This is a genomic window from Mycobacterium sp. 5-140-3-2 (assembly GCF_035666375.1).
Classification (GTDB): Bacteria; Actinomycetota; Actinomycetes; order Mycobacteriales; family Mycobacteriaceae; genus Mycobacterium; species Mycobacterium intracellulare.
Genome location: NZ_CP142025.1, coordinates 1,312,357 through 1,334,542, shown reverse-complemented (window position 1 = coordinate 1,334,542; position 22,186 = coordinate 1,312,357). Strand labels below are relative to the sequence as shown.

The following is a 22,186-nucleotide window of genomic DNA, read 5'->3' as shown; positions in this document are numbered from 1 at the left end:
GCTGGCTAAAACCTGGCATAACTGACCATATTTGGCATCTTAGCGATATATGAGACCAGCTGGCGCTGGACCTGTCAACCTGGGGTGCGAAAACATGGACGAATGACTTCTCACCCCGGACCTTCTCGCCCGCCCGCGCCCAGCGGCCGCGACGTCATCGCGCAGTTCCTCCCCCAGTCCCCGTTCGTCGTCAAGCTGGGCATCGTCGCCGACCGGCTCGAGGAGGACGAGGTGCGGCTGCGGCTGCCCTGGGACCCGTCCAACGTGACGCTCGGCGACATGGTTCACGGTGGGGCCATCGCCACCCTGGCCGACCTCACCGTCATGGCGGCGGCGTGGTGCGGCGTCCCAGCCCCGCCGGAACTACGCGGCGTGACGGTGTCGATGGCGCTGGACTACATGGCCCCGGCTCGGGCCACCGACGTGATCGGCATCGGCCGGGTGCTGCGACGCGGCCGATCGCTGGTCAATTGCGAGGCCGAGATCGTCGACTCGGGGGGCACGCTGGTGGCCAAGGCCTTGGCGACCTACAAGGTCGGCTGAAGGGCCACCGAACGTGCACTGATGGCGGGGATCGGGCCGATTTTTCGCCGTGGCTACACGCTCGGCGCGCGCTTCTAGAGCGTGACCTCGTTGAGCTTGCCGGTGGCGACGTCGAAGAAGAAGCCACGCGCGGAGACGTGCTTGGTGACGAACGGACTGCCCTCGATGCGCCGCAGCGACTGCCGGACGTCCTCGGCGACATCCGGGAACGCCTCGGCCGCCCACGGCGGTTTGACCCCGGTCTCCTCCTGGATGGTGCGCTTGAAGTCGTCGTCGGTGAACGTGAGCATCCCGCAATCGGTGTGGTGAATCAGGATGATCTCTCGCGTCCCCAGCAGTCGTTGGCTGATGGCCAGCGAGCGGATGACGTCGTCGGTGACGACCCCTCCGGCGTTGCGGATGACGTGGGCCTCCCCCTCGTTGAGGCCCAGGAGGCGATACACGTCGAGCCGCGCATCCATGCACGCGACGACCGCCACATGCTTGCCCGGCGGCATCGGCAGCGGCCCGTTGAAGGTCTTCGCATATTCGGCGTTGTTGCCCAGCAAGTCATCGGTAACCGTCACGCAAGCCTCCTCGACAGTGTCGCGGTCTGAGGCGTGCCGCAATCGCCGCACGGCTCGGTACCGCGGTGCATGTTAACAACCGATCACACGCGATTCACGCATGAGAATCAAGCAGATCTGAAGCTCACCGAACGCGCCCGGCGCTGCACGCGCGACGCCGTGCCGCCGGCTCGATAACCTGTCCCAATGCGACGCGTGCTGTGCGGACGGGTATGACCCGGTTTCTCGCCCGCCGCTTGCTCAACTACGTCGTGCTGCTGGCGCTGGCATCGTTTCTGACGTTCTGCCTGACGTCGGTGGCCTTCAAACCGCTGGACAGCCTGTTGCAGCGCAACCCGCGACCACCACAAGCCGTCATCGACGCCAAGGCCCACGCGCTCGGTCTCGACGAGGCGATCCCGATCCGCTACGCGCACTGGGCTTCACACGCCGTCCGCGGTGACTTCGGCAAGACCGTCACCGGGCAGTCCGTCGGGGAGTCACTGTGGCGCCGAGTCGGAGTGACGCTGCGCCTGCTGGTCATCGGGTCGCTGGTGGGCACCGTCGCGGGCATCGCGGCCGGGGCGTGGGGCGCGATTCGGCAGTATCGGCTCAGCGATCGCGTCGTCACCATGATGGCCCTGCTCGTGTTGAGCACCCCGACGTTCGTCATCGCCAACCTGCTGATCCTGGCCGCGCTGCGGGTGAACTGGGCCGTGGGTCTGCAGATTTTCGACTACACCGGGGAGACATCGCCGGGGGTGTCCGGCGGGGCCGGCGCGCACTTCTTCGACCGGTTGCGGCATTTGGTGTTGCCGTCGTTGACCCTGGCGCTGGCGGCCGCGGCGGGATACAGCCGCTATCAGCGCAACGCGATGCTCGACGTCCTGGGCCAGGACTTCATCCGCACCGCGCGGGCCAAGGGGCTGACCCGCCGGCGCGCGTTGGTCAAGCACGGGTTGCGCACCGCGCTGATCCCGCTGGCCACCCTGTTCGCCTACGGGGTGGCCGGGCTGGTCACCGGAGCGGTGTTCGTGGAGAAGATCTTCGGCTGGCACGGCATGGGCGAATGGCTGGTGCAGGGCATCGCGACGCAAGACACCAACATCGTCGCGGCCATCACCGTGTTCTCCGGCGCGGTGGTGTTGCTGGCCGGCCTGCTCTCCGATGTGTTTTACGCGGCTCTCGACCCGAGGGTCAGGGTGTCATGACCCGCGCCGCCGACGATGCAGAGCGAAGCGACGAGGCGCCGGGGCGTTCATGGACCTCCGCGGCGGATATCGATGGCGCCCACGGGTTTTCGAGTCACGACGTGGCGGACTTCACCTCGCGCCGCACGCTGGTGCTACGCAGGTTTGCGCGCAATCGGTTCGCGGTGGCGTCGCTGATCTTGTTGGTGCTGCTGTTCGTGGGCTGTTACACCCTGCCCGCGGTGCTTCCCTATTCCTACGAGGACCTCGATTTCACCGCGCTGCTGCAGCCGCCCAGCGCGCGCCACTGGCTGGGCACCAACGCGCTGGGACAAGATCTGCTGGCGCAGATCCTGCGGGGGATGCAGAAGTCGATGCTGATCGGGGTGTGCGTGGCGGTCATCTCCACCGGCATCGCCGCCACCGTCGGTTCGGTCTCGGGCTATTTCGGCGGTTGGCGCGACCGTGTGCTGATGTGGCTGGTCGACCTGCTGTTGGTGGTGCCCAGCTTCATCCTCATCGCCATCGTGACGCCGCGCACCAAGGACTCGGCGAACATCGTGATGCTCGTTCTGCTGCTGGCGGGATTCGGCTGGATGGTCAGTTCCCGCATGGTGCGGGGCATGACCATGAGTTTGCGCGAGCGCGAATTCATCCGTGCCGCACGGTATATGGGCGTATCCAGCCGCCGCATCATTGTCGGGCATGTGGTGCCCAACGTGGCGTCCATCCTGATCATCGACGCAGCGCTCAACGTCGCCTCGGCCATTCTGGCCGAAACCGGCTTGAGCTTCCTGGGTTTCGGCATCCAGCCACCGGATGTGTCGCTGGGCACCTTGATCGCCAATGGCACCCAGTCGGCGACCACGTTCCCGTGGGTGTTCCTCTTTCCCGCCGGGGTGCTGGTGCTGATCCTGGTGTGCGCCAACCTGACCGGCGACGGCCTGCGGGACGCGCTCGACCCGGGCAGCACCCCGGTGCGGGGCGGTGCGCGATGAGCCCCCTGCTCGAGGTGACCGACCTGGCCGTGACCTTCGCGACCGGCGGCGATCCGGTGACCGCGGTCCGCGGCGTCAGCTACCGCGTCGAACCGGGCGAAGTCGTCGCCATGGTCGGCGAATCCGGTTCGGGCAAGTCCGTTTCGGCGATGGCGGTCGTGGGCCTGTTGCCCGAGTACGCGCGGGTGCGCGGCTCGGTCCGGCTGCACGACACCGAGCTGCTGGGCCTGGACGACGACGCGATGTCGCGGTTCCGCGGCAAGACGGTCGGCATGGTGTTCCAGGATCCGATGTCGGCGCTGACACCGGTGTACACCGTCGGCGACCAGATCGCCGAGGCGATCGAGATCCACCAGCCGCGGGTGGGACGGCGGGCGGCCCGTCATCGCGCGGTCGAACTGCTCGAATTGGTGGGCATCGCCCAGCCGGAGCGACGCGCCCGCGCGTTTCCGCACGAGCTCTCCGGCGGTGAACGGCAACGGGTCGTCATCGCGATCGCGATCGCCAACGACCCCGACTTGTTGATCTGCGACGAGCCCACCACCGCACTCGATGTCACCGTGCAGGCGCAGATCCTCGAGGTCCTCAAAACCGCCCGCGACGTCACCGGGGCCGGGGTGCTGATCATCACGCACGACCTCGGTGTGGTCGCCGAGTTCGCCGACCGGGCGCTGGTGATGTACGCGGGGCGGGTCGTCGAATCCGCCGAGGTGCACGACCTTTACCGGGACCGCCGAATGCCCTACACCGTCGGGCTGTTGGGCTCGGTTCCGCGGCTGGACGCCGCACAGGGCACCCGGTTGGTGCCGATCCCCGGCGCACCGCCGTCGTTGGCCGGTCTGGATCCCGGCTGTCCGTTCGCCCCGCGCTGCCCGCTGGCCATCGACGAATGTCGGCTCGAGGAGCCGGAACTGCTTCCCGTCGGTGCCGACCATCGGGCGGCCTGCATCCGCACCGATCAGGTGGGCGGCCGCAGCGCCGCGGACATCTACGGCGTCAGCACCACGGCACAGTCGGTGAGACCCGATGACTCGTCGGTCGTCGTCCGGGTGCGTGACCTGACCAAGACCTACCGGCTGACCAAGGGCGTGCTGCGCCGCCGCGCCGGCGAGGTGCGCGCGGTCGACGGCGTCAGTTTCGAGCTGCGGCAGGGCCGTACCCTCGGCATCGTCGGCGAGTCCGGTTCGGGGAAATCGACCACGTTGCACGAGATCCTGGAACTCACCGGGCCCCAATCGGGATCGATCGAAGTGCTGGGCACCGATGTCACGACGCTGAGCCCGGCGAGCAGGCGGTCGCTGCGACGCGACATTCAGGTCGTGTTCCAAGACCCGGTCGCCTCGCTGGACCCGCGACTGCCGGTGTTCGAGCTTCTCGCCGAACCGCTGCGCGCCAACGGGGTCGACAAGGGCGGCACCAACGCGCGCGTCGCCGAGCTGCTCGAGATCGTGGGCCTGCGCCGCGCCGACGCGGTCCGCTACCCCGCCGAGTTCTCCGGCGGGCAGAAGCAGCGCATCGGCATCGCCCGTGCGCTGGCTCTGCAACCGAAGATCCTGGCGCTCGACGAACCCGTCTCCGCGCTCGACGTCTCCATCCAGGCCGGGATCATCAACCTGCTGCTCGACCTGCAAGCGCTCTTCGGCTTGTCCTATCTGTTCGTCTCCCACGATCTTTCGGTGATCAAGCACCTCGCCCACGAGGTGGTCGTGATGCGTTCCGGAACGGTCGTCGAGCGGGGCGACAGCCGGCAGGTCTTCGACAACCCGCAACACGAATACACCCGGCAGCTGCTGGACGCGGTGCCGCGACCCGATCCGGGCGCAGGTGGCTAGCGTCGGCATCCGGTTGGCGGCGGCGCTTTTCGCGATGGCGCTGGCGCTGTCGGGCTGCTCGCCGGCCATCAACCTGATTCCGGAAACGGGGCAAAACGCGCGGATCGGGACGTCCAGCGACATCAACCCGCGCGATCCGGCCACCCTGCGAGACGGCGGTGACCTGCGACTCGCGCTCACCGCCTTCCCGCCGAACTTCAACATTTTGCACATCGACGGCAATTCCGCCGAGGTCGCCGCGATGATGAAGGCCACCTTGCCGCGAGCCTTCGTCATCGGGCCGGACGGCTCGACGACGGTCGACACCAACTACTTCACCAGCATCGAACTGACCGGAACCGCACCGCAAGTGGTGACCTACACGATCAACCCCAAGGCGGTGTGGTCGGACGGCACCCCGATCACCTGGGAGGACATCGCCAGCCAGGTCCACGCGCTGAGTGGCGCCGACAAGAATTTCGAGATCGCCGGGCCCAGCGGCGCCGAGCGCGTCGCCTCGGTGACCCGCGGCGTCGACGACCGGCAGGCCGTCATGACCTTCGCCAAGCCGTACGCCGAGTGGCGCGGCATGTTCGCCGGCAACGGGATGCTGCTGCCCAAGAGCATGACGGCTACCCCCGAGGCGTTCAACAAGGGCCAGCTGGACGGGCCGGGCCCGTCGGCCGGCCCATTCATCGCCACCTCGTTGGATCGGACGACCCAGCGGATCGTGTTGAGCCGCAACCCGAAATGGTGGGGCCCGCGACCGCGCCTGGACAACATCACCTACTTGGTGCTCGACGACGCCGCGCGGCTGCCGGCCCTGCAGAACAACACGATCGACGCCACCGGGGTCGGCACCATCGATCAACTGACCATCGCGCAGCGCACCAAGGGAATCACCATCCGGCGCGCCCCCGCCCCGGCCTGGTCGCACATCACCTTCAACGGCGCCCCGGGGTCGATCCTGGCCGACAAGGCGTTGCGGGTCGCGGTGTCCAAGGGCATCGACCGCCAGACCATCGCCAAGGTCGTCCAGTACGGCCTCACCAGCGACCCGGTGGCGCTGGGCAATCACATCTACGTCGCGGGCCAGAAGGGCTACCAGGACAACAGCGCCGTGGTTCCCTACGACCCGGCCGCGGCCAAGCGCGAGCTCGACGCCCTGGGCTGGAAGCAGGTCGGCCAGTTCCGGGAGAAGGACGGTCGCCCGCTGGTCATTCGTGATCTGTTCTACGACGCCCAGGGCAGCCGACAGTTCGCGCAGATCACCCAGCACAGCCTCGCCCAAATCGGCGTCAAGCTCGAGCTTGTCGCCCGCGCGGGCAGCGGCTTTTTCACCAACTACATCAACGTCGGAGACTTCGACCTCGCCCAATTCGGTTGGCTCGGGGACGCTTTCCCGCTCTCATCGTTGACCCAGATCTACAAGTCCGACGGGGAAAGCAACTTCGGCAAGATCGGCAGCCCGCAGATCGACGCCGCCATCGAGCGGACCCTGGAAGAACTCGACCCCGACAGGGCGCGGGCGCTGGCCAACGACCTCGACCGGCTGATCTGGGCGGAGGGGTTCAGCCTGCCGCTCACCCAGTCGCCCGGGGACGTCGCGGTGCGCAGCACGCTGGCCAACTTCGGCGCGGCCGGCCTCGGCGACCTGGACTACACCGCCATCGGATTCACGCGCAGCTGAGCCGGCGCAGCAGCCGCGTGGGGACCGGCAGCGCGCCTTCGGCGGCGGCCGCCGTTTCGATCAACTTCCACAGCAGCCGCACCTCGGGGCGCGGCGGCAGCGCGTCCAGCGCCGACGCTTGGGCGGCAAGCCCTTTCAGGTCGCCGCGCCCCACCGCCTCGGCGGCGGCGAGCGCGACGGGCTCGCGGAAATCCAGCGCGCTGTGCGCCATGCTCGGCAGGCTCAAGAGCACCGCATCGGGCAGCAGCGACGCGACGCGCTCGGCCACCGCCGGCGGGGTGATGAGGTCACGGCCGCCGGAAATCACCGCGGTGGGCCAGTTGAAGTTCGGCATTTCCGTGGGCAGGTCATAGGGCTCGTCCTCGAAAGTCACTCGCTGCGTGCGCGCTTCGCTTTCGGCCACTGCGGGGTCCAGCGGCAGGCCGTCGGGTTCGGCGGCGTAGTCCAGCTCGCGAAACGCGATGCGGCTCACCAGATCTTCCTCGTAGCGGAACGGCAGATTGCTCAGGGTGGTGAACCGGGATAGCGTCCACCACAATAGTTTCCGGCGCTGCAGTAACAGATCGAGTTGACGCTCGAGCAGGTCGGCGCCGCCGTAGCCGTAAATGGTCGCGACGACGTGTGTCGCCGCCGGGGTCATGACGCCGGCGTCGACCAGTTTGCGCATTTTCGGTGCCAAGGCGGCGGTTTCGGGGCTGTCGCCCCGGAGTAGCAGCCGGCGAATCGCCCGGCGCACGATGACGATGTCGTGCCGCGACAGCAGCGGCGAATCGAGCACCATCGCATGCACGCGGTCGGGATGGCGCACACCCACTCCGGCCGCGATATAGGTGCCGTAGGACGCGCCATAGATGTCGGCCGAGTCGGCGTGGGCGTCGTCGAGCACCGCCGCCACGTCGTCGACGACCTGATTCACGGTCATGGACTGCGGGGGCAGGTCGGCACCCGAATCGTCGTGGCGCGACATCCCCACCCCGCGGTGTTCGATCATGATGACGTCGAGACCGGCCGCCGCCGCGCGTCTGCGCAGTCCCTTGTACATCTGCACCGACGCCACGCCCGGCCCGCCGGGGATGATGACCAGCGGGTGGCGGGACTTGCGGCCCGTGCGCACGTAGTACAGATCGAACTCGTCGGCGCTGTGCGGCGAGATCGGCCGGCGCACGGCGCGCACGCCGGGCAATTCCGCCAGCTTCTGCTGCACCCGGCTCCGCTTCGCGTTCATCGTCATTCGTGTCGGACCGCCATGGTCCCATTCTGCAGGCAGCGCATCCCGGCACGCGCCGAGTCGTCACACCCGGCGGTATCGGCTGAGGTCAGCGGCCCTCAGGCGGTGAGGTCGATGCGATGCGCGCCCCGCACACCGTCGTAACGGTCGGGACTGCAGGTGAGCACGATCACCTGCCCGTTAGTGCCGACGCTGTCGAACAACTGACCCATTTTGGCCAGCCGGTCGGGGTCGGTGAAACCCAGTGCGTCGTCGACGACCACCGGCACGGCGTCCTCCTTGGCGACCAGGGCGGCACCGGCGAGCCGGGCCAGGATGCCCAGTTGCTCCTTGGCGCCGCCCGACAAGGATTCATAGGGCACCGTGATGCCGTTGAGCGTGCGGCTACGGATGCACAGGTCGCTGTCGATGTCGACCTCGAAACTCGGCCCGAACACGGGACGTCCGAGCCGCTGCAGCTCCGCGCGATAAGGCTCGACGTAGCGTCTGCGCGTGGTGTCGCGGTGACGCGTCATGACCGAGCGCAGCAGTTTCGCGGCCCGGGCCCGCGCGCCGATCTGACTGTGCTCCGTGGCGGCGTGCTCGCGCTCCGTTTCCGCGGCGTCCAGCTTGCCCTGGCGCCCCTCACTGCCGAACACCGAGAGTTCGATGGTGATCTCACGCAACGCGCGGGCGGCTTCTTCGTAGCGCTCCCGCAGCGACTCGGCTTCCTTTGTGGCCTCGGCCAATTCGGCGGCAACGGCATCGGGGGACGCGGCGGCCAAGGCGGCGGCGAGCTCGCCGACTCGTTGGTCCGCGGCCTGCGCGGCCCGCAACGCCGAGTCCGCCGACGCCGCGAGTTCCTCGTCGCTGACCGAGGCGCGCTCGGCGGCCAGCCGGCCCGCGGTCGCCTGCAGCTCGGCCCGCTGGGCTTCCAACGTGTTCTGCAGAACGGTTGCCCGGGTGGATAACTCGGCCAGCGCCGCGGCGGCGGTGGTGGCGGCCTGGCGGTGAGCCTCGCAGTCGGTCGACGCCGCCGCGTGACCCTGCTGGGCCGCGTCGAGTTCGGCGCGGGCGGCGCCGATGTCCGTGGCACCGGGCGCCGGCTCGGCCGGGTGCTGGGCCCGCAGCTGCGCCAGGCGCGAGCGCATCTCGTCGATCTGCTCGTCGCCGCACAGACCGGCCAGCGTGGCGCCGAGCTGATCGCGGGCGCTCACCAGCTCGCGGCGCCGCTGGTCGGCCGAGCGCGCGGCGGCGAGATCGGCCACCTCGGCGGCGGCCAGCGCCGCCGCCATTTCTTGTTGTGCCGCAGCATGTTTCGTGTGGATATCCAGCGTGGTCGCGCCGGGGGTGACCCGGGCGGTCAGGACGTCGGACACCTCGACCACGGTGGACCCGGCGGCGGTGATCGACCAGCTCTGCCCCGCCGACAACGAGATTCGCTCACCGCCGACCACCAGGTGAATGTCCGCGGCGGCGGTGAATTCGATCGCCGCCGACGTCGACGCCAACTGGTCCCCGATGCGATCGACCGCGGCGCAGGCGTCCTCGATTCGTCGCAGCAGTTCCTCGGTGACGGCGATCGTGCTGAGCTCGGCGCAGATTCGCTCACGATCCCGCTCGATGGCGTCGACCTTGGCCAGCCGGGTGCTCAACCGGTCGGCCTCCTCGAGGTCGGCGAGCCGGTCGACGCCGCGGCGCGCGGCGTCGACCCGGCACTGCAGGTCGGCCAGGACCTGCGTGGCCCGCTGGAGCGTGGCGTCGCACGCCTCGGCCTCGGCGCGCGCCGACGCGTGCGCGGACGCGGCTTGGTCCGCCTGGGCTTCCGTTTCGGCGACAGCGGCGGCGCGGGCGTCGATTTCGGCGAGCAGCTGCAAACGGCTGGTGTGGGCGGCGGTCGCCGCGGCGCTGGTGGCGTCCGCGGCCTCGGCGACCAACTGGGCTTCGCGCTGCTGCGCGGTGAGCTCGGCGATCCGGTCGGCGGCTTCCCGGGCGGCCGCCACGCGCGGGCCGGCGGCGATGCGCCGCTGGGAGAAGTCGGCCACCTGCTCGGTCAAAACGGCGTGGCGAGCGACCCGGTCGTCGACCTCGGCGACGGCGGCCGCGCACTCGGCGACCGCGGCCTCGGCGTCGGCGAGCCGGGCGATCGCGGCGGCCCACGGCCCCGTCGGACGCCCGGTCGGGGTGAAGTACCGCGCGTATTCGGTGTCGATCCGCTCGATCAGCAACGGCTCGGTGCCACAGAGCCCGCCGCTGTCGCCGGCGGCCACATCGAGCGCGCGTGACAGCGCGTCGCACCCGGACAAGTCCACCGCGGCGGTCGACGCCGACTGCAGCACACGCTGGGCATGCCAGAGGTCGCTGTCCACCGTCTCGGCCAGCATCGCCCGCACCCGTTCGTGGGCTTCGTCGCCGGTCAGCTGTTCGCGGCACGGCGTGATGATCGTCAGCTCCGTCTCGCACTTCTTGTGAAACCGCTTGCGATAGACGAAACGGTAGGGGCCGCAACTGATTTCGGCGGAGACCTCGGAGCCCACGTCGCTGTGGGTGGGTTTGACCTGCTTGACTTCCTTCTTCGTCGACCGATCCCGGGACTCCAGGAGCAGGTCCAGCGCCTCGATCATCGACGACTTGCCGATCTCGTTGGCGCCGCACACCACCACGACGCCGTGGTCGGGGAATTCGATCTCCCGGTGCGAGATGCCGCGGTAGTTCGTCAGGATCAACCGGTGCAGCTTCACGCCGCGCCCCGATCAGCGAGGCGCAGCAGCAGCGCCAGCGCCGCCTGGGCGTCGCCGGCGGTGGCGGAATCCTCCTCGCGCGCCGTCGCCATCAGCTCCTCGACCGCCGCGGCGGCGAATCCCCCGATCCCGAGATCGCTGAACTCGCCGTCGGCGGGGATCACCGCCAGGTCGGTGCGCCGTTCCCACAGGCCCAGCCAGGCGAACAACCGCGCGTATTTGTCCAGGCAGGCGTCCAGGGCGGCGCGGTCGGTGACCGTCAACGACCCGGTGAGCGCCAGGCGCACCACGGTTCGGTCCTTGTCGGTCATCAGGTCCAGGTTCACGTCGAGGTCGGCGATGTCGCGGCTCGTGTCGACCTGACGGTGCAGCGTGACGAAGCGCCAGCGTCCGACGTCTCGTGCGGTCACCGAGACCGCGCCCCGCGGGTCGGTTTCGTCGACGTCCACGACCAGGACGTGGCCCGGGTCGGATTCCACGTCATCGAAGTTGGTGACTTCCGGCGATCCGGAATACCAGACCCGGCCGCTGTCGCCGACCTGGGTCAGAGAGTGCTTGTCCCCCAGCGCCACATAGTGCACCGCGCCGCGGGACAGCGCGTCGTCGAGGGTGGCGAGCCGGATCAGCGAGGGCTTGTCCTTGTCGGGGTCCAGGACGTCGACCCCGCCGTGCGCGACGAGGATTCGGGTGCCCGCGGCCGCGGGCAGGCCGTCGAGGACGTCGGCGACCAGGTCGGTGGTCGGCACCTTCGACCGCCACGGCGCGGCGACGATCTCCAGGCCGGGGCGCACCTGATGCACGCCGGCACGGTCGAGCACCACGACGTTGTCGGGACGCTCGGCGGCGAACAGCGCGCTGGTGTACACCGATGAGGCGTCCAGGGGGTCGTGGTTGCCCGGAAGCAGATACACCGGAATTCCGATGGCGCGCATGGCTTCCAGGGACTGTCCGATGACCGTCGGCGGGAGCTGGTTGTGCTCGAAGACGTCGCCCGACACGACGACGAACTCGGCGCCTACCTCCGCGGCGAGCGCCCCCAGACCGGCAACCGCGTCGCGGCGGGCCGCCGAGTAGCGTGGCTGGGCGTCGCCGGCGAGGAAGTGCCGGGTCATGCCCAGTTGCCAGTCGGCGGTGTGCAGGAATCGCATGCGGGCGACCCCCTTTCGAACTGCGTGTTTACCGGGGCATCGCGAGTTTAGGTCTGCGCACCGACAAGACGGGGGACCTCGATCGGCAGGTCTTGGCACTGCGCAAATTCCGGCGCAGCGGGCGTGGCCGGCGGGGTGCCACACTGATTAATCTGATCCTTCGTGACTGCCGAGCGCACCCTGCTGTTGATGCGGCATGCGAAGTCCGACTACCCGGCCGGGGTCGGCGACCACGACCGGCCGTTGGCGCCCCGCGGCGTCAGGCAAGCCGGGCTCGCCGGCGACTGGCTGCGCGCCCACGTGCCCCCCGTCGACGGGGTGCTGTGTTCCACGGCGACCAGGACCCGCGAGACACTGCGGAACACCCGTATCGCTGCGCCGGTGCGATACAGCGAACGCCTCTACGCCAGCACCCCGGGCACGCTGATCGACGAGATCAACACGGTGGACGACGGCATCGGCACGCTGCTCGTCATCGGACACGAGCCGACGATGTCGGCGCTTGCGCTGGGGCTGGGCCGCGCCGGCGGCACCGACGCCGCTGCGGCCGAACGCATTTCGGCCAAGTTCCCGACGTCGGCGATCGCGGTCCTCGCGGTGCCGTGCGCGTGGAAGGAACTGGAACTCGGGGGTGCGTCGCTGATCGACTTCGTCGTTCCGCGCTGAGCACACCGCTTCGCCGAACGTCGACTTGTTGGGCTCAAAACGCGAAATCGACGACAACAAGTCGACGTTCGGCGTGGTGGCGCAACCTCCGGCTAGGAGTTGGTGGCCAGCGTCAGTTCCATCAGCTTGATGGCCTGCCCGCACGCATCGATTCCCGGCGCCTGCGGGTTGACCCACCAACCGACCACCCCGGCCGCGTCGCTGGCCACGCCGCACGCGCCGTTGGCGTCGTCGGGACGCATCACGATCGAGTCGATCCCGGCGATGGGCCGCGACTCAATCTTGTACTTCAAGAACTCCGCGACCTTGCGCTCGTTGCTCAGGCTGCCCTGCTCGAACCAGAACCGCGTGATGTCGATCAGGCCGGCCGGGTTGGCCGCCTGCCACCGGCAGATCGCGCCGACGAACGTGCTCTGAATGTCGAGCGGGTCGGCCCCCACGGTCTTGGCCAGGATGTCGCTGGTCAACACCTCACATTCCTTGAGCAGGTTCGGGTACTGCTGCTGGGAGTTGTTGTTGCGGGGCACGTTGCCGCCCGCCTTGACCGCGTTGCCACCGATCGACCTGGAGCAGCCCGTCAGCACCAGCAGCGCGGCCAGCAAAACCACGGCGGCGGCGCGCATCGGGGCCCTCATTTCGAGTTCGCAATCGACTGACGAGCCAGCTCTTTCGCGATATCGCACGGCGGCGGGAACGGCTTCTGACTGAAACTGATCGACCACTCGATGAAGTCGTCCTGAAACTGAATGCCTACTTCGCACAGCGAGTCACCCAGGTTGGGCTCGTTGCCGACGGCGATGAAACCGCCGTGGCCGTTGATGTTGATGTCGTCGACGCTGGCACGTGAGAGCTCCTCGGTCTTGCGTTCGCGTCCGATCGGGCTGCCGCGATACCAGGAGAAGGAGAAGTGCGGCCCGAGGATGCCGCCCCCGGCGAGCCATTGGCAGCCGACGGAGTTGCGGGCGGTGTTGATCAACCCTGTCACCCGGGTCAGCTCGGCCACCGTCTGGTCGCTGATGCCGCCGCACTGCGGGAACATCGGCCCGTGGTTGCCTTGCCCCTTCTGCGGCGTCGAAGACGCCGTCGCCCCGGGTTTGTTGCCGCCGGAATCGGAGCAGGCGGCAACGGCGGGAATCAGGATCGTCAATGCTGACGCCACAAGAGCCAGCGCCCTCGCGCTACGCCGCACCGCTACCCTGCTTCCGTTCCGCCCGCTGCTCGTCCACACGATGCACTGTAGCGGCAGCCCAGCGGGTCAACCACCGACGCGCCTGAGCAGGTATTTCAATGTCGCCGGCGAGTGCCGTGCGCGCGTTGACCGTCGCCGGTTGGCGGGGACGCCCGGGCCGCCGGTGTGCGACAGTTACCCCATGCTCCTGGCACTGCTGCGCCAGTACATCCAGCCGTACCGCCGGCTGGTCGCAATGCTGATGGTGCTGCAGCTGATCAGCAACCTCGCGTCGCTGTACCTGCCGACCGTCAACGCGGCCATCATCGACGAGGGCGTCGCCAAGGGCGACACCGCCGCGATCGTCCGGCTGGGCATCGTGATGCTCGGGGCCACCGGCTTGCAGGTGTTGTGCTCGGTCGGCGCGGTCTATTTCGGCTCCCGGACCGGGATGGGCTTCGGCCGCGACCTGCGCGCGGCGGTGTTCGAACACGTCCTCACCTTTTCCGAGCGCGAGAGCGCCCGATTCGGCGCGCCGACCTTGCTGACGCGCAGCACCAACGACGTGCGGCAAATCCAGTACCTGGTCCAGATCACGGCCACCGTGCTGGTGACCGCCCCGATCATGTGCCTCGGCGGAATCGTCATGGCCCTGCGCCAGGAGGCGGCGCTGACGTGGCTGTTGCTGGTCAGCGTGCCGGTCATGGCGGTGGCCAACTACTGGGTGATGTCGCACATGCTGCCGCTGTTCCGCAGGATGCAGGGCCTGATCGACGGCATCAACCGCGTGATGCGCGACCAGCTGGCCGGCGTGCGGGTGGTCCGCGCGTTCGCCCGGGAAGGTTTCGAGCGCGACCGCTTCGCGCGCGCCAACGCCGCGCTGTCGAACACCGCATTGACCGCGGGCAACTGGCAGGCGCTGATGCTGCCGGTGACCACGCTGACCATCAACGTGTCCAGCGTCGCGCTGATCTGGTTCGGGGGGCAGCGCATCGATCGCGGCCAGATGCAGGTCGGCTCGTTGACCGCCTTCCTGGCGTACTTCACGCAGATCCTGATGGCCGTGCTGATGGCGACGATGACGCTGGTGGTGTTGCCGCGGGCGTCGGTGTGCGCCGAACGGATCACCGAGGTGCTCACCACCCGTCCCGCCGTCACCGACCCGCCCGGCCCGGCGTCTCCCCCGGGCAAAATCACCGGTGTGGTCCGCCTGGACGGCGCAACATTCACCTATCCCGGCGCCGATCGCCCAGTGCTACAAGACATTTCGTTCATCGCCCGGCCCGGGACCACCACCGCGATCGTCGGCAGCACGGGATCGGGAAAGTCGACACTGATCTCCTTGATGTGCCGGCTCTACGACGTGACCGGCGGAACCGTCCTGGTCGACGACATCGACGTCCGCGATTACCACACCGAGCTGCTGTGGTCGGCGATCGGTCTGGTCCCCCAGCGCGGCTACCTCTTTTCCGGAACGATCGCCGACAACCTGCGTTACGGCGCCGCCCCGGGGCACGACATCACCGGCGACGAGATGTGGGAAGCGTTGCGGGTGGCCGACGCCGACGGGTTCGTGCGCGCGCACCCAGACGGGCTGCAGATGCGGGTGGCCCAGGGCGGCATCAACTTTTCCGGCGGGCAGCGGCAACGACTCGCCATCGCCCGGGCGGTCATCCGCCGCCCCGCCGTCTATCTGTTCGACGACTCCTTCGGCGCCCTCGACGTGCACACCGACGCGCGGGTGCGCGCCGCCCTCAAGCAGATATCGAAGGAAGCCACCGTCATCGTTGTCACCCAACGGGTTTCGACCGCCGCCCAGGCCGACCAGGTGATCGTCATCGACGGCGGAAGGCTGGTCGGCGCCGGCACGCATGAGTCGCTGCTCGCCGACAGCGCCACCTACGCGGAATTCGCCGACTCACAAGCCGTGGGCGCCTTGCCGTCAGGCCACGTCGGGGGCGCGCAATGACCTCGTCGACCAGCACCGCGACCCGGGGCGTGGCCCCGCCGCCGGCCGGGCGATCCCGCGATTTCTGGGGTTCGGCCGCCCGGTTGGTGAAACGACTTGCGCCGCAACGCAGACTGAGCATCGCGGTGATCACGCTGGGCCTCGCGGGCACGGTGATCGGCGTGATCGTCCCGCGGATCCTCGGCCATGCCACCGATCTGTTGTTCAACGGCGTCATCGGGCGGCAGCTTCCCGCCGGCATCAGCAAGGCACAGGCCGTCTCGGCCGCTCGCGGCCGGGGCGAGAACACCTTCGCCGATCTGCTGTCCGGAATGAACGTGGTGCCGGGCCACGGCGTGGATTTCGGGGCGGTCGCGCGGACACTGACGCTGGCGCTGGCCCTCTATCTCGTTTCCTCGGTGCTGATTTGGGCGCAGGCCCGGCTGCTCAACCTCACCGTGCAGCGCACCATGGTGGCGCTGCGTTCCGACGTCGAGGACAAGATCCACCGGTTGCCGTTGTCGTACTTCGACGGGCGCCAGCGCGGCGAGCTGCTCAGCCGGGTCACCAACGACATCGACAACGTCCAGTCGTCCCTGTCGATGACGATCAGCCAGTTGCTGACTTCGGTCCTGACAGTGGTGGCGGTGTTGGCGATGATGCTGTCCATTTCGCCGCTGCTGGTGGGGATCACCGTGCTGACGGTGCCGCTGTCGCTGCTGGCGACACGGGCGATCGCGCGGCGTTCCCAGCGGCTGTTCCTCGCCCAATGGGCGAGCATCGGGCGCCTCAACGCCCACATCGAGGAGACCTACAGCGGATTCACGGTGGTCAAGACGTTCGGCCACCAGGCCGCGGCCCGCGAGCAGTTTCGGGCCCTCAACGGCGACGTCTACCGGTCCAGTTTCGGCGCCCAGTTCTTCTCCGGGCTGGTGGCACCCGCGACCACGTTCATCGGCAACGTCGGCTACGTGGCCGTCGCCGTGGTGGGTGGCCTGCGGGTGGCCACCGGGCACATCACCCTGGGCGACATCCAGGCGTTCATTCAGTATGTGCGGCAATTCAATTCGCCCCTGAGCCAACTGGCCGGGATGTACAACACCCTGCAGTCGGGGGTGGCCAGCGCCGAACGCGTCTTCGCCCTGCTCGACGAACCGGAAGAATCCCCGGATCCCCAGCCCGCGGCGCCCCCGCCTGCCGATGGCGCCCCACGCTGGACCGGCCGCGTGGAATTCGCGCATGTCAGCTTCGCCTACCGGCCGGGCGTCCCGGTGATCGACGACCTGTCGCTGGTTGCCGAACCGGGTAGCACGGTGGCGATCGTGGGACCGACCGGGGCGGGCAAGACCACGCTGGTGAACCTGTTGATGCGGTTCTATGAGGTCGATTCCGGCCAGATCCTCCTCGACGGGGTGGACATCGCCACGTTGGACCGGCATTCGCTGCGGTCGCGGATCGGCATGGTGCTGCAGGACACCTGGCTCTTTGACGGGACGATCGCGCAGAACATCGCCTACGGGCGCCCCGAGGCCGGCGACGGCGAGGTGGTGGCGGCAGCCGAGGCAGCCCACGTCGACCCGTTCGTGCGGTCGCTGCCGGACGGCTACCAAACCCGGGTCAGCGGCGACGGCGCCAACATCAGCGCCGGCGAAAAGCAACTGATCACCATCGCGCGCGCGTTCCTTGCCCGCCCGCAGCTGCTGATCCTGGATGAGGCGACCAGCTCGGTCGATACCCGCACCGAGGCCCTTATCCAGCGCGCCATGTGCGATCTGCGCCGGGATCGGACGAGTTTCATTATCGCGCATCGTCTTTCGACGATCCGCGACGCCGATCGGATCCTGGTGATCGAGGGGGGCCGGATCGTCGAACAAGGCAACCACGCCGAGCTGCTGGCCCGGCGCGGCGCCTACTACGCCATGACCCGCGCATGACAACCGCGGCCGGCGTCGCGGCCACGAAATGCTGGCCCGCCGATTGTCGGCGTTATCATGCGGCGCGACGGGTGGGCGCTTACCGTCATGATTGCTCGGTCACGGGTCGACGATCGGGCGTGCGTCCGCAACGTTGCCACGGGACGGCGGGCCGGGGGTCGGGTTGGAAGGATGAGCAATGAGCGACGAGCAGGCCTCACGGGCGGGGTCGATGTTCGGCCCCTACCACCTGAAACGGCTGCTGGGCCGCGGTGGGATGGGTGAGGTCTACGAGGCCGAACACACCGTCAAAGAGTGGACCGTGGCGGTCAAACTTCTCTCCGAAAGCTTCAGCAGAGACCCCGTCTTCCGCGAGCGGATGAAACGCGAGGCCCGCACCGCCGGACGTTTGCAGGAACCCCATGTGGTGCCCGTGCACGACTACGGCGAAATCGACGGCCAGATCTTTTTGGAGATGCGCTTGGTCGAGGGCACCGACCTGGACAGCGTGCTGAAACGCTTCGGCCCGCTGACCCCGCCACGCGCGGTCGCCGTCATCACCCAGATCGCCTCCGCGCTCGATGCCGCCCACGCCGCCGGCGTCATGCACCGCGACGTCAAACCGCAAAACATCCTGGTCACCGCGGACGACTTCGCCTACCTCGTCGACTTCGGCATCGCCAGCGCCACCACCGACGAGAAACTCACCCAACTGGGCACCGCGGTCGGCACCTGGAAATACATGGCGCCCGAACGGTTTTCCGACGCCGAGGTCACCTACCGCGCCGACATCTACGCGTTGGCGTGCGTGTTGTTCGAGTGCCTGACCGGGGCGCCGCCCTACCGGGCCGACAGCGCCGGCATGCTGGTCTCCGCCCACATGATGGACCCCATACCCGCGCCCAGTCAGCGGCGCCCGGACATCCCCAAGGCCTTCGATGCGGTGATCGCCCGCGGCATGGCCAAAAGGCCCGAGGACCGCTACGCGAGCGCGGGCGACCTCGCGCTGGCCGCCAAGCAGGCGCTGAGCCACCCCGATCAAGACCGCGCCGCCACCATCTTGCGCCGCAGCCAGGAAGCCGCACTGCCCACGGCCGTCAACCCCGATCCCCGGCTGAGCACCGCGCCGCCTCCCCGGCCGTACCAGCCCGCGTTCAACACCCCGCCGCCGTCGCCGTCCGCGGCGCCGTATTACCAAGGCGCCAGCGCCAATTGGGGCGGCCCGCCGCCGCAGTTCGCCAATGCGACGCCGTGGGGTCAGCCCCCGCCCAGGCCCCGCCGCAACGTCTGGCTCATCGTCGCGGCCGTCGCCGTGGTGTTCGTTCTCCTCGGGAGCGGGTTGGGCATCTGGCTGGTCACGCGGCCCGATCCCGAACCGCCACCCCCCGCGCCGCTGGAGGCCGACCGTCTCAGCGCCCTGCTGCTCGGCCCGTCCGATATCAACACCGTGATGGGCTCGTCGACGATGCAGCCGGGCAAACCCATTACGTCGACGGACCATTCGGCGGTGACGGTGTCGACGCCCGACTGCCAGGGCGCGCTCTACACGACCCAAGACCCGGTATATGCGGGCACCGGTTACACCTCGGTGAGTGGACTGGTGTCCTCGGAGCCGGGCGACAACTACGACCACTGGGTGAACCAAGCGGTGGTGCTGTTTCCGTCCGCCGACAAGGCCAAGAGCTTCCTGGAGAACTCTGCGGAGAAGTGGAAGGGCTGCGCCGGCAAGACGGTCACGGTCACGAACAAGAGCAAGACCTATCGGTGGACGTTCGCTCAGGTTCAAGGGAGCCCGCCGAAGATCACGCTGATGGACACCCAGGAAGGCGCCGACGGTTGGGAGTGCCAGCGCGCACTGACCGTGGCCAACAACGTGATCGTCGACATCAACGCGTGCGGGTATCACATCAGCGACCAGGGCGCCCAGATCGCGGACAAGATCGCCGCCAGAATCGCCGACGAGTAGCCGGACGGTTACGCGCCAACGCCGTTAGGGCGTCACGGCATTGCTACGACTGCAGATCGGGACCCTGCGCACGCAGGTCGTCGACCGCCGTCATCGCGTCGCGCAATTTGGCCAGCCATTCCTCGGCATGTTCGCCGACCAGCTTCACCGACCACGCCAGGGCGTCGGCGCGCGACCGCGCGACGCCGGCATCCACCAACGTGTCGAGCACCTGGCGTTCGGGCTGCTTCAGCCGGGTCATCACAGGTACTGCGATGTGGGTGAACAGGATTCGCTCCGAGCCGACCTCGACCCCCCAGGAAACCTTGCGTCCGTAGCGATCCTGGGCTTCGTCGGCGATGTGCATTCTCTCGGATCGCGTCTCCTCGCGGAATCGCGACGCCCGTCCCGCCGCGCGGGCCTCACTCTCCCCGCTCTCGGCGCTCGCCGTGTCCGGGAGCCGTCCCATGACGGTGATCTCTTCGCGGTCGACGATCACCGTGGGGTCGCCGTCGAACCACTTCTCGGGAAGGCGTCCGGCGAACCATTCCGCGGCGTCGCCGGCGTCGGGTTGCTGGGCTTGCTGCCAGCCTCCGGGGCGACCGTACCGCCGCCCATGGGTGTGATGCGCTTTCATGATTACATGATTACACCGTTGCACGTATAACGGAACAGCGTTCGCCGGGGGCGAAAGACGGGCCGGTCGCCGAACACATCTCCACGCCTGAAAACCCGTTGATCCGGGCTGTTGTGCGGCGTATTTTGGGTAGCGAAGCAGGCCCGGGAAGCGACCAATTCGAAGCGCCGGAACACGGGGTAGGAATCCGGCCGCGTAGGACACGCGTAAGACGGAGTCAGACGCCCCCTGGAGTCGCACCGGGCCTGCCCATATTGATGTCACCGCGGCCGGCGGCCGTCAGTCCTCGGCATCGCCGCGCCGGATGCGGAACAGTTTGACCTCGCCCTTGATGCCCTTGAGGTGGCGGGAGCCCGCGAACGATGCCGAAAACTCACCGCGCTCCCCGATGACCTCCCACACCGAATCCGCCGCCAGGACCGTGCCCGGGCGCGCCACGCTCGTGACACGGCTCGCCACGTTGACCGGACTGCCGAACCAATCGCCGGCACGGCTCACCGCCATGCCGGAGGCCACGCCCGCCCGCAGCCGAGGGAAGTCGTTGTCAGAGTCGACGGCTTCGACCAGTTTCAGGACGACGTCGAGCAACGGTTGCGGCTCGGGGCAGACGAACATCACCGCGTCGCCGATGGTCTTGATGAAACGCACCGGAGGAACGGTCATGTCGCGGGCGAGGATGGCCAGCCGGTTGGCCAGATGCCCCAGCTCTTCGGGCGTGACCGCCTCACCGATCCGGGTGAAGCCGACCAGGTCGGCGAAGGCGACGCTGATTTGGCGCGCGCCCGGCAGCGGCTTGCCAGCGGCGCGCTCGGCGGCGTTGACCGCTTCGGTCTCCATCATGTGGCGCAGCTGCATGAACAGCATGTGCTGGATCATCGGGCCCAGCATGGGCGCGATTTTGGTCACCAAAGCCTTTGAGGCTTGGGCGATTTCGAGCTCGCTGGCGCCCGGGCGCATGATCGCCGAAAGCGCCGAGTACCGCATGACCTCGGCGGTCCGCGACAGACCTTCGGCGAGCACCCGGACCACGAGAATCACGTGCTCGGGGTCCAGGCCCAGCTCGACGAACCGCTGGGTGAAGGCGGCGGCCTCGCCGTCGGCGCGCATGTGAACGGCCGCGTCGGGGTCGTCGACGCGGACCAGACCGATGGCGCGTTGCACACGCTGCAGCAGTCCCAGGTCGATGCCGTGGGTCTCGCTGATCTCCCGCGTCGACACGTACGTGCCGTCGTCGCCGATGATGTGGCGGGTGGCCAGCAACAGAGGCGGGTTGGTCGCCCGGATCTCCTCGGCGGTGATGCCCTGCTCGAAGAGCCACCGCACCAGTTCGGCCCGTTCCGTGCGCGCGGTTCCCTCGAGCCCTTCGAGCAGGTCGTCGATGGTGTGGTCGTCCCCGTCGTGCACGTCGCCAACGTACAACGCGGGCGCGGCATGATGTGAGGTGATGAGCACACCGTTGCTGCGGGGATTCCCGCCGGTCGTCGACGAGCGCGCCAGGACGCTGATTCTGGGGTCGTTTCCCAGTGCGCAATCACTGGTGGCGGACCAGTACTACGCCAATCCACGCAACGCGTTCTGGTCGATCACCGGTGAGCTTTTCGGCTTCGACGCCGCCGCGCCCTACGACAGGCGCCTGGCGGGACTGCAATCCCACGGAATTGCGCTTTGGGATGTTCTTCACACGTGCCGCCGCCGCGGCAGTTCCGACTCGGCCATCGATCCAACCAGCCTGACGGTCAACGATTTTGGCGCGTTCTTCGCCGACTACCCCGCCATCACGGCGGTGTACTTCAACGGCGCCAAGGCCGCCGAGCTCTACCGCCGGCGGGTGGTGTCGCCCGACGAGATCCAGTGCCACCGGCTGCCGTCGACCAGCCCGGCCCACGTGATGCGGCCGGGCGCCAAGCTCGCGGCGTGGGCGCCGATCGCGAGCGCGGCGCCGCCGGGCGAAGCGGGTCGGCGCGCGTAGATCAAGCCGATCGCGAGCGCGGCGCCGCCGGGCGCCAAGCTCGCGGCTTGGGCAGTGGTTGCGGAGG

At 68.6% G+C, this 22,186-nt stretch carries 18 protein-coding genes; 10 read left to right on the top strand and 8 right to left on the bottom strand.

What is annotated here, in order from left to right:
• Positions 1-102 precede the first annotated feature (102 nt).
• The gene (locus P6281_RS06520; RefSeq protein WP_136244940.1) at positions 103-543 is read left to right on the top strand and encodes a PaaI family thioesterase; all 441 of its coding nucleotides are present in this window, start codon (positions 103-105) and stop codon (positions 541-543) included.
• Positions 544-617: 74 nt separating this feature from the next.
• Here P6281_RS06520 and P6281_RS06515 read toward each other — a convergent pair whose 3' ends face one another.
• A complete protein-coding gene (locus P6281_RS06515; RefSeq protein WP_008254746.1) occupies positions 618-1,109 on the bottom strand; it encodes a beta-class carbonic anhydrase in 492 nt (163 codons plus the stop codon).
• Between the two features lie 212 nt (positions 1,110-1,321).
• On the opposite strand from P6281_RS06515, the gene P6281_RS06510 reads away from it, so the two are divergent.
• The 4 genes from P6281_RS06510 to P6281_RS06495 all read left to right on the top strand — a co-directional run bounded on the left by P6281_RS06510 (position 1,322) and on the right by P6281_RS06495 (position 6,777).
• Entirely contained in the window at positions 1,322-2,299 is a 978-nt protein-coding gene (locus P6281_RS06510) for an ABC transporter permease (RefSeq protein WP_008254743.1), read from the top strand.
• A gap of 101 nt (positions 2,300-2,400) precedes the next feature.
• The gene (locus P6281_RS06505) at positions 2,401-3,276 is read left to right on the top strand and encodes an ABC transporter permease (RefSeq protein ID WP_008254741.1); all 876 of its coding nucleotides are present in this window, start codon (positions 2,401-2,403) and stop codon (positions 3,274-3,276) included.
• A complete protein-coding gene (locus P6281_RS06500; RefSeq protein WP_008254738.1) occupies positions 3,273-5,108 on the top strand; it encodes a dipeptide ABC transporter ATP-binding protein in 1,836 nt (611 codons plus the stop codon). Before P6281_RS06505 ends, P6281_RS06500 begins: the two co-directional genes overlap by 4 nt.
• A gap of 34 nt (positions 5,109-5,142) precedes the next feature.
• Positions 5,143-6,777 carry an ABC transporter family substrate-binding protein gene (locus P6281_RS06495; RefSeq protein WP_043955643.1) on the top strand — a complete coding sequence of 545 codons (1,635 nt, stop codon included), beginning with the start codon at positions 5,143-5,145 and terminating at the stop codon, positions 6,775-6,777.
• Here P6281_RS06495 and P6281_RS06490 read toward each other — a convergent pair.
• The 3 genes from P6281_RS06490 to P6281_RS06480 all read right to left on the bottom strand — a co-directional run bounded on the left by P6281_RS06490 (position 6,764) and on the right by P6281_RS06480 (position 11,873).
• Positions 6,764-8,008: an alpha/beta hydrolase gene (locus P6281_RS06490; RefSeq protein ID WP_009955263.1), complete on the bottom strand. Its 1,245-nt coding sequence runs from the start codon at positions 8,006-8,008 to the stop codon at positions 6,764-6,766. The two genes, P6281_RS06495 and P6281_RS06490, sit on opposite strands and share 14 nt — an antisense overlap.
• Before the next feature lie 95 nt (positions 8,009-8,103).
• Positions 8,104-10,725 (bottom strand): AAA family ATPase, encoded by a 2,622-nt coding sequence (locus P6281_RS06485; RefSeq protein WP_324738661.1) that lies wholly within the window; start codon positions 10,723-10,725, stop codon positions 8,104-8,106.
• Positions 10,722-11,873 carry a metallophosphoesterase family protein gene (locus P6281_RS06480; protein ID WP_008254730.1) on the bottom strand — a complete coding sequence of 384 codons (1,152 nt, stop codon included), beginning with the start codon at positions 11,871-11,873 and terminating at the stop codon, positions 10,722-10,724. Before P6281_RS06480 ends, P6281_RS06485 begins: the two co-directional genes overlap by 4 nt.
• 162 nt (positions 11,874-12,035) lie before the next feature.
• On the opposite strand from P6281_RS06480, the gene P6281_RS06475 reads away from it, so the two are divergent.
• Complete coding sequence (locus P6281_RS06475) at positions 12,036-12,539, top strand: SixA phosphatase family protein (RefSeq protein ID WP_038535523.1); 504 nt, start codon at positions 12,036-12,038, stop codon at positions 12,537-12,539.
• Between the two features lie 92 nt (positions 12,540-12,631).
• On the opposite strand, the gene P6281_RS06470 is transcribed toward P6281_RS06475, so the two are convergent.
• Positions 12,632-13,162, bottom strand: coding sequence for a DUF3558 domain-containing protein (locus P6281_RS06470; RefSeq protein WP_009953976.1), 531 nt, complete (start codon positions 13,160-13,162; stop codon positions 12,632-12,634).
• 8 nt (positions 13,163-13,170) lie between these two features.
• Positions 13,171-13,728, bottom strand: a complete 558-nt coding sequence (locus P6281_RS06465) for a DUF3558 domain-containing protein (RefSeq protein WP_008254722.1) — start codon at positions 13,726-13,728, stop codon at positions 13,171-13,173.
• 181 nt (positions 13,729-13,909) lie between these two features.
• On the opposite strand from P6281_RS06465, the gene P6281_RS06460 reads away from it, so the two are divergent.
• The 3 genes from P6281_RS06460 (at position 13,910) to P6281_RS06450 (ending at position 19,534) form a co-directional block, all read left to right on the top strand.
• Positions 13,910-15,676, top strand: coding sequence for an ABC transporter ATP-binding protein (locus tag P6281_RS06460; protein ID WP_009953975.1), 1,767 nt, complete (start codon positions 13,910-13,912; stop codon positions 15,674-15,676).
• Positions 15,673-17,589: an ABC transporter ATP-binding protein gene (locus P6281_RS06455; RefSeq protein ID WP_009953974.1), complete on the top strand. Its 1,917-nt coding sequence runs from the start codon at positions 15,673-15,675 to the stop codon at positions 17,587-17,589. The genes P6281_RS06460 and P6281_RS06455 overlap by 4 nt, the downstream gene beginning before the upstream one ends.
• Before the next feature lie 178 nt (positions 17,590-17,767).
• Complete coding sequence (locus P6281_RS06450) at positions 17,768-19,534, top strand: serine/threonine-protein kinase PknH/PknJ (protein WP_008254716.1); 1,767 nt, start codon at positions 17,768-17,770, stop codon at positions 19,532-19,534.
• Between the two features lie 43 nt (positions 19,535-19,577).
• On the opposite strand, the gene P6281_RS06445 is transcribed toward P6281_RS06450, so the two are convergent.
• Both P6281_RS06445 and P6281_RS06440 read right to left on the bottom strand, forming a co-directional pair.
• Positions 19,578-20,150, bottom strand: coding sequence for a hypothetical protein (locus tag P6281_RS06445; RefSeq protein ID WP_008254711.1), 573 nt, complete (start codon positions 20,148-20,150; stop codon positions 19,578-19,580).
• A 279-nt stretch (positions 20,151-20,429) separates the two neighbouring features.
• The gene (locus P6281_RS06440; protein WP_014382055.1) at positions 20,430-21,554 is read right to left on the bottom strand and encodes an adenylate/guanylate cyclase domain-containing protein; all 1,125 of its coding nucleotides are present in this window, start codon (positions 21,552-21,554) and stop codon (positions 20,430-20,432) included.
• Between the two features lie 40 nt (positions 21,555-21,594).
• On the opposite strand from P6281_RS06440, the gene P6281_RS06435 reads away from it, so the two are divergent.
• Entirely contained in the window at positions 21,595-22,119 is a 525-nt protein-coding gene (locus P6281_RS06435; RefSeq protein WP_008254704.1) for a DNA-deoxyinosine glycosylase, read from the top strand.
• Positions 22,120-22,186 lie beyond the last annotated feature (67 nt).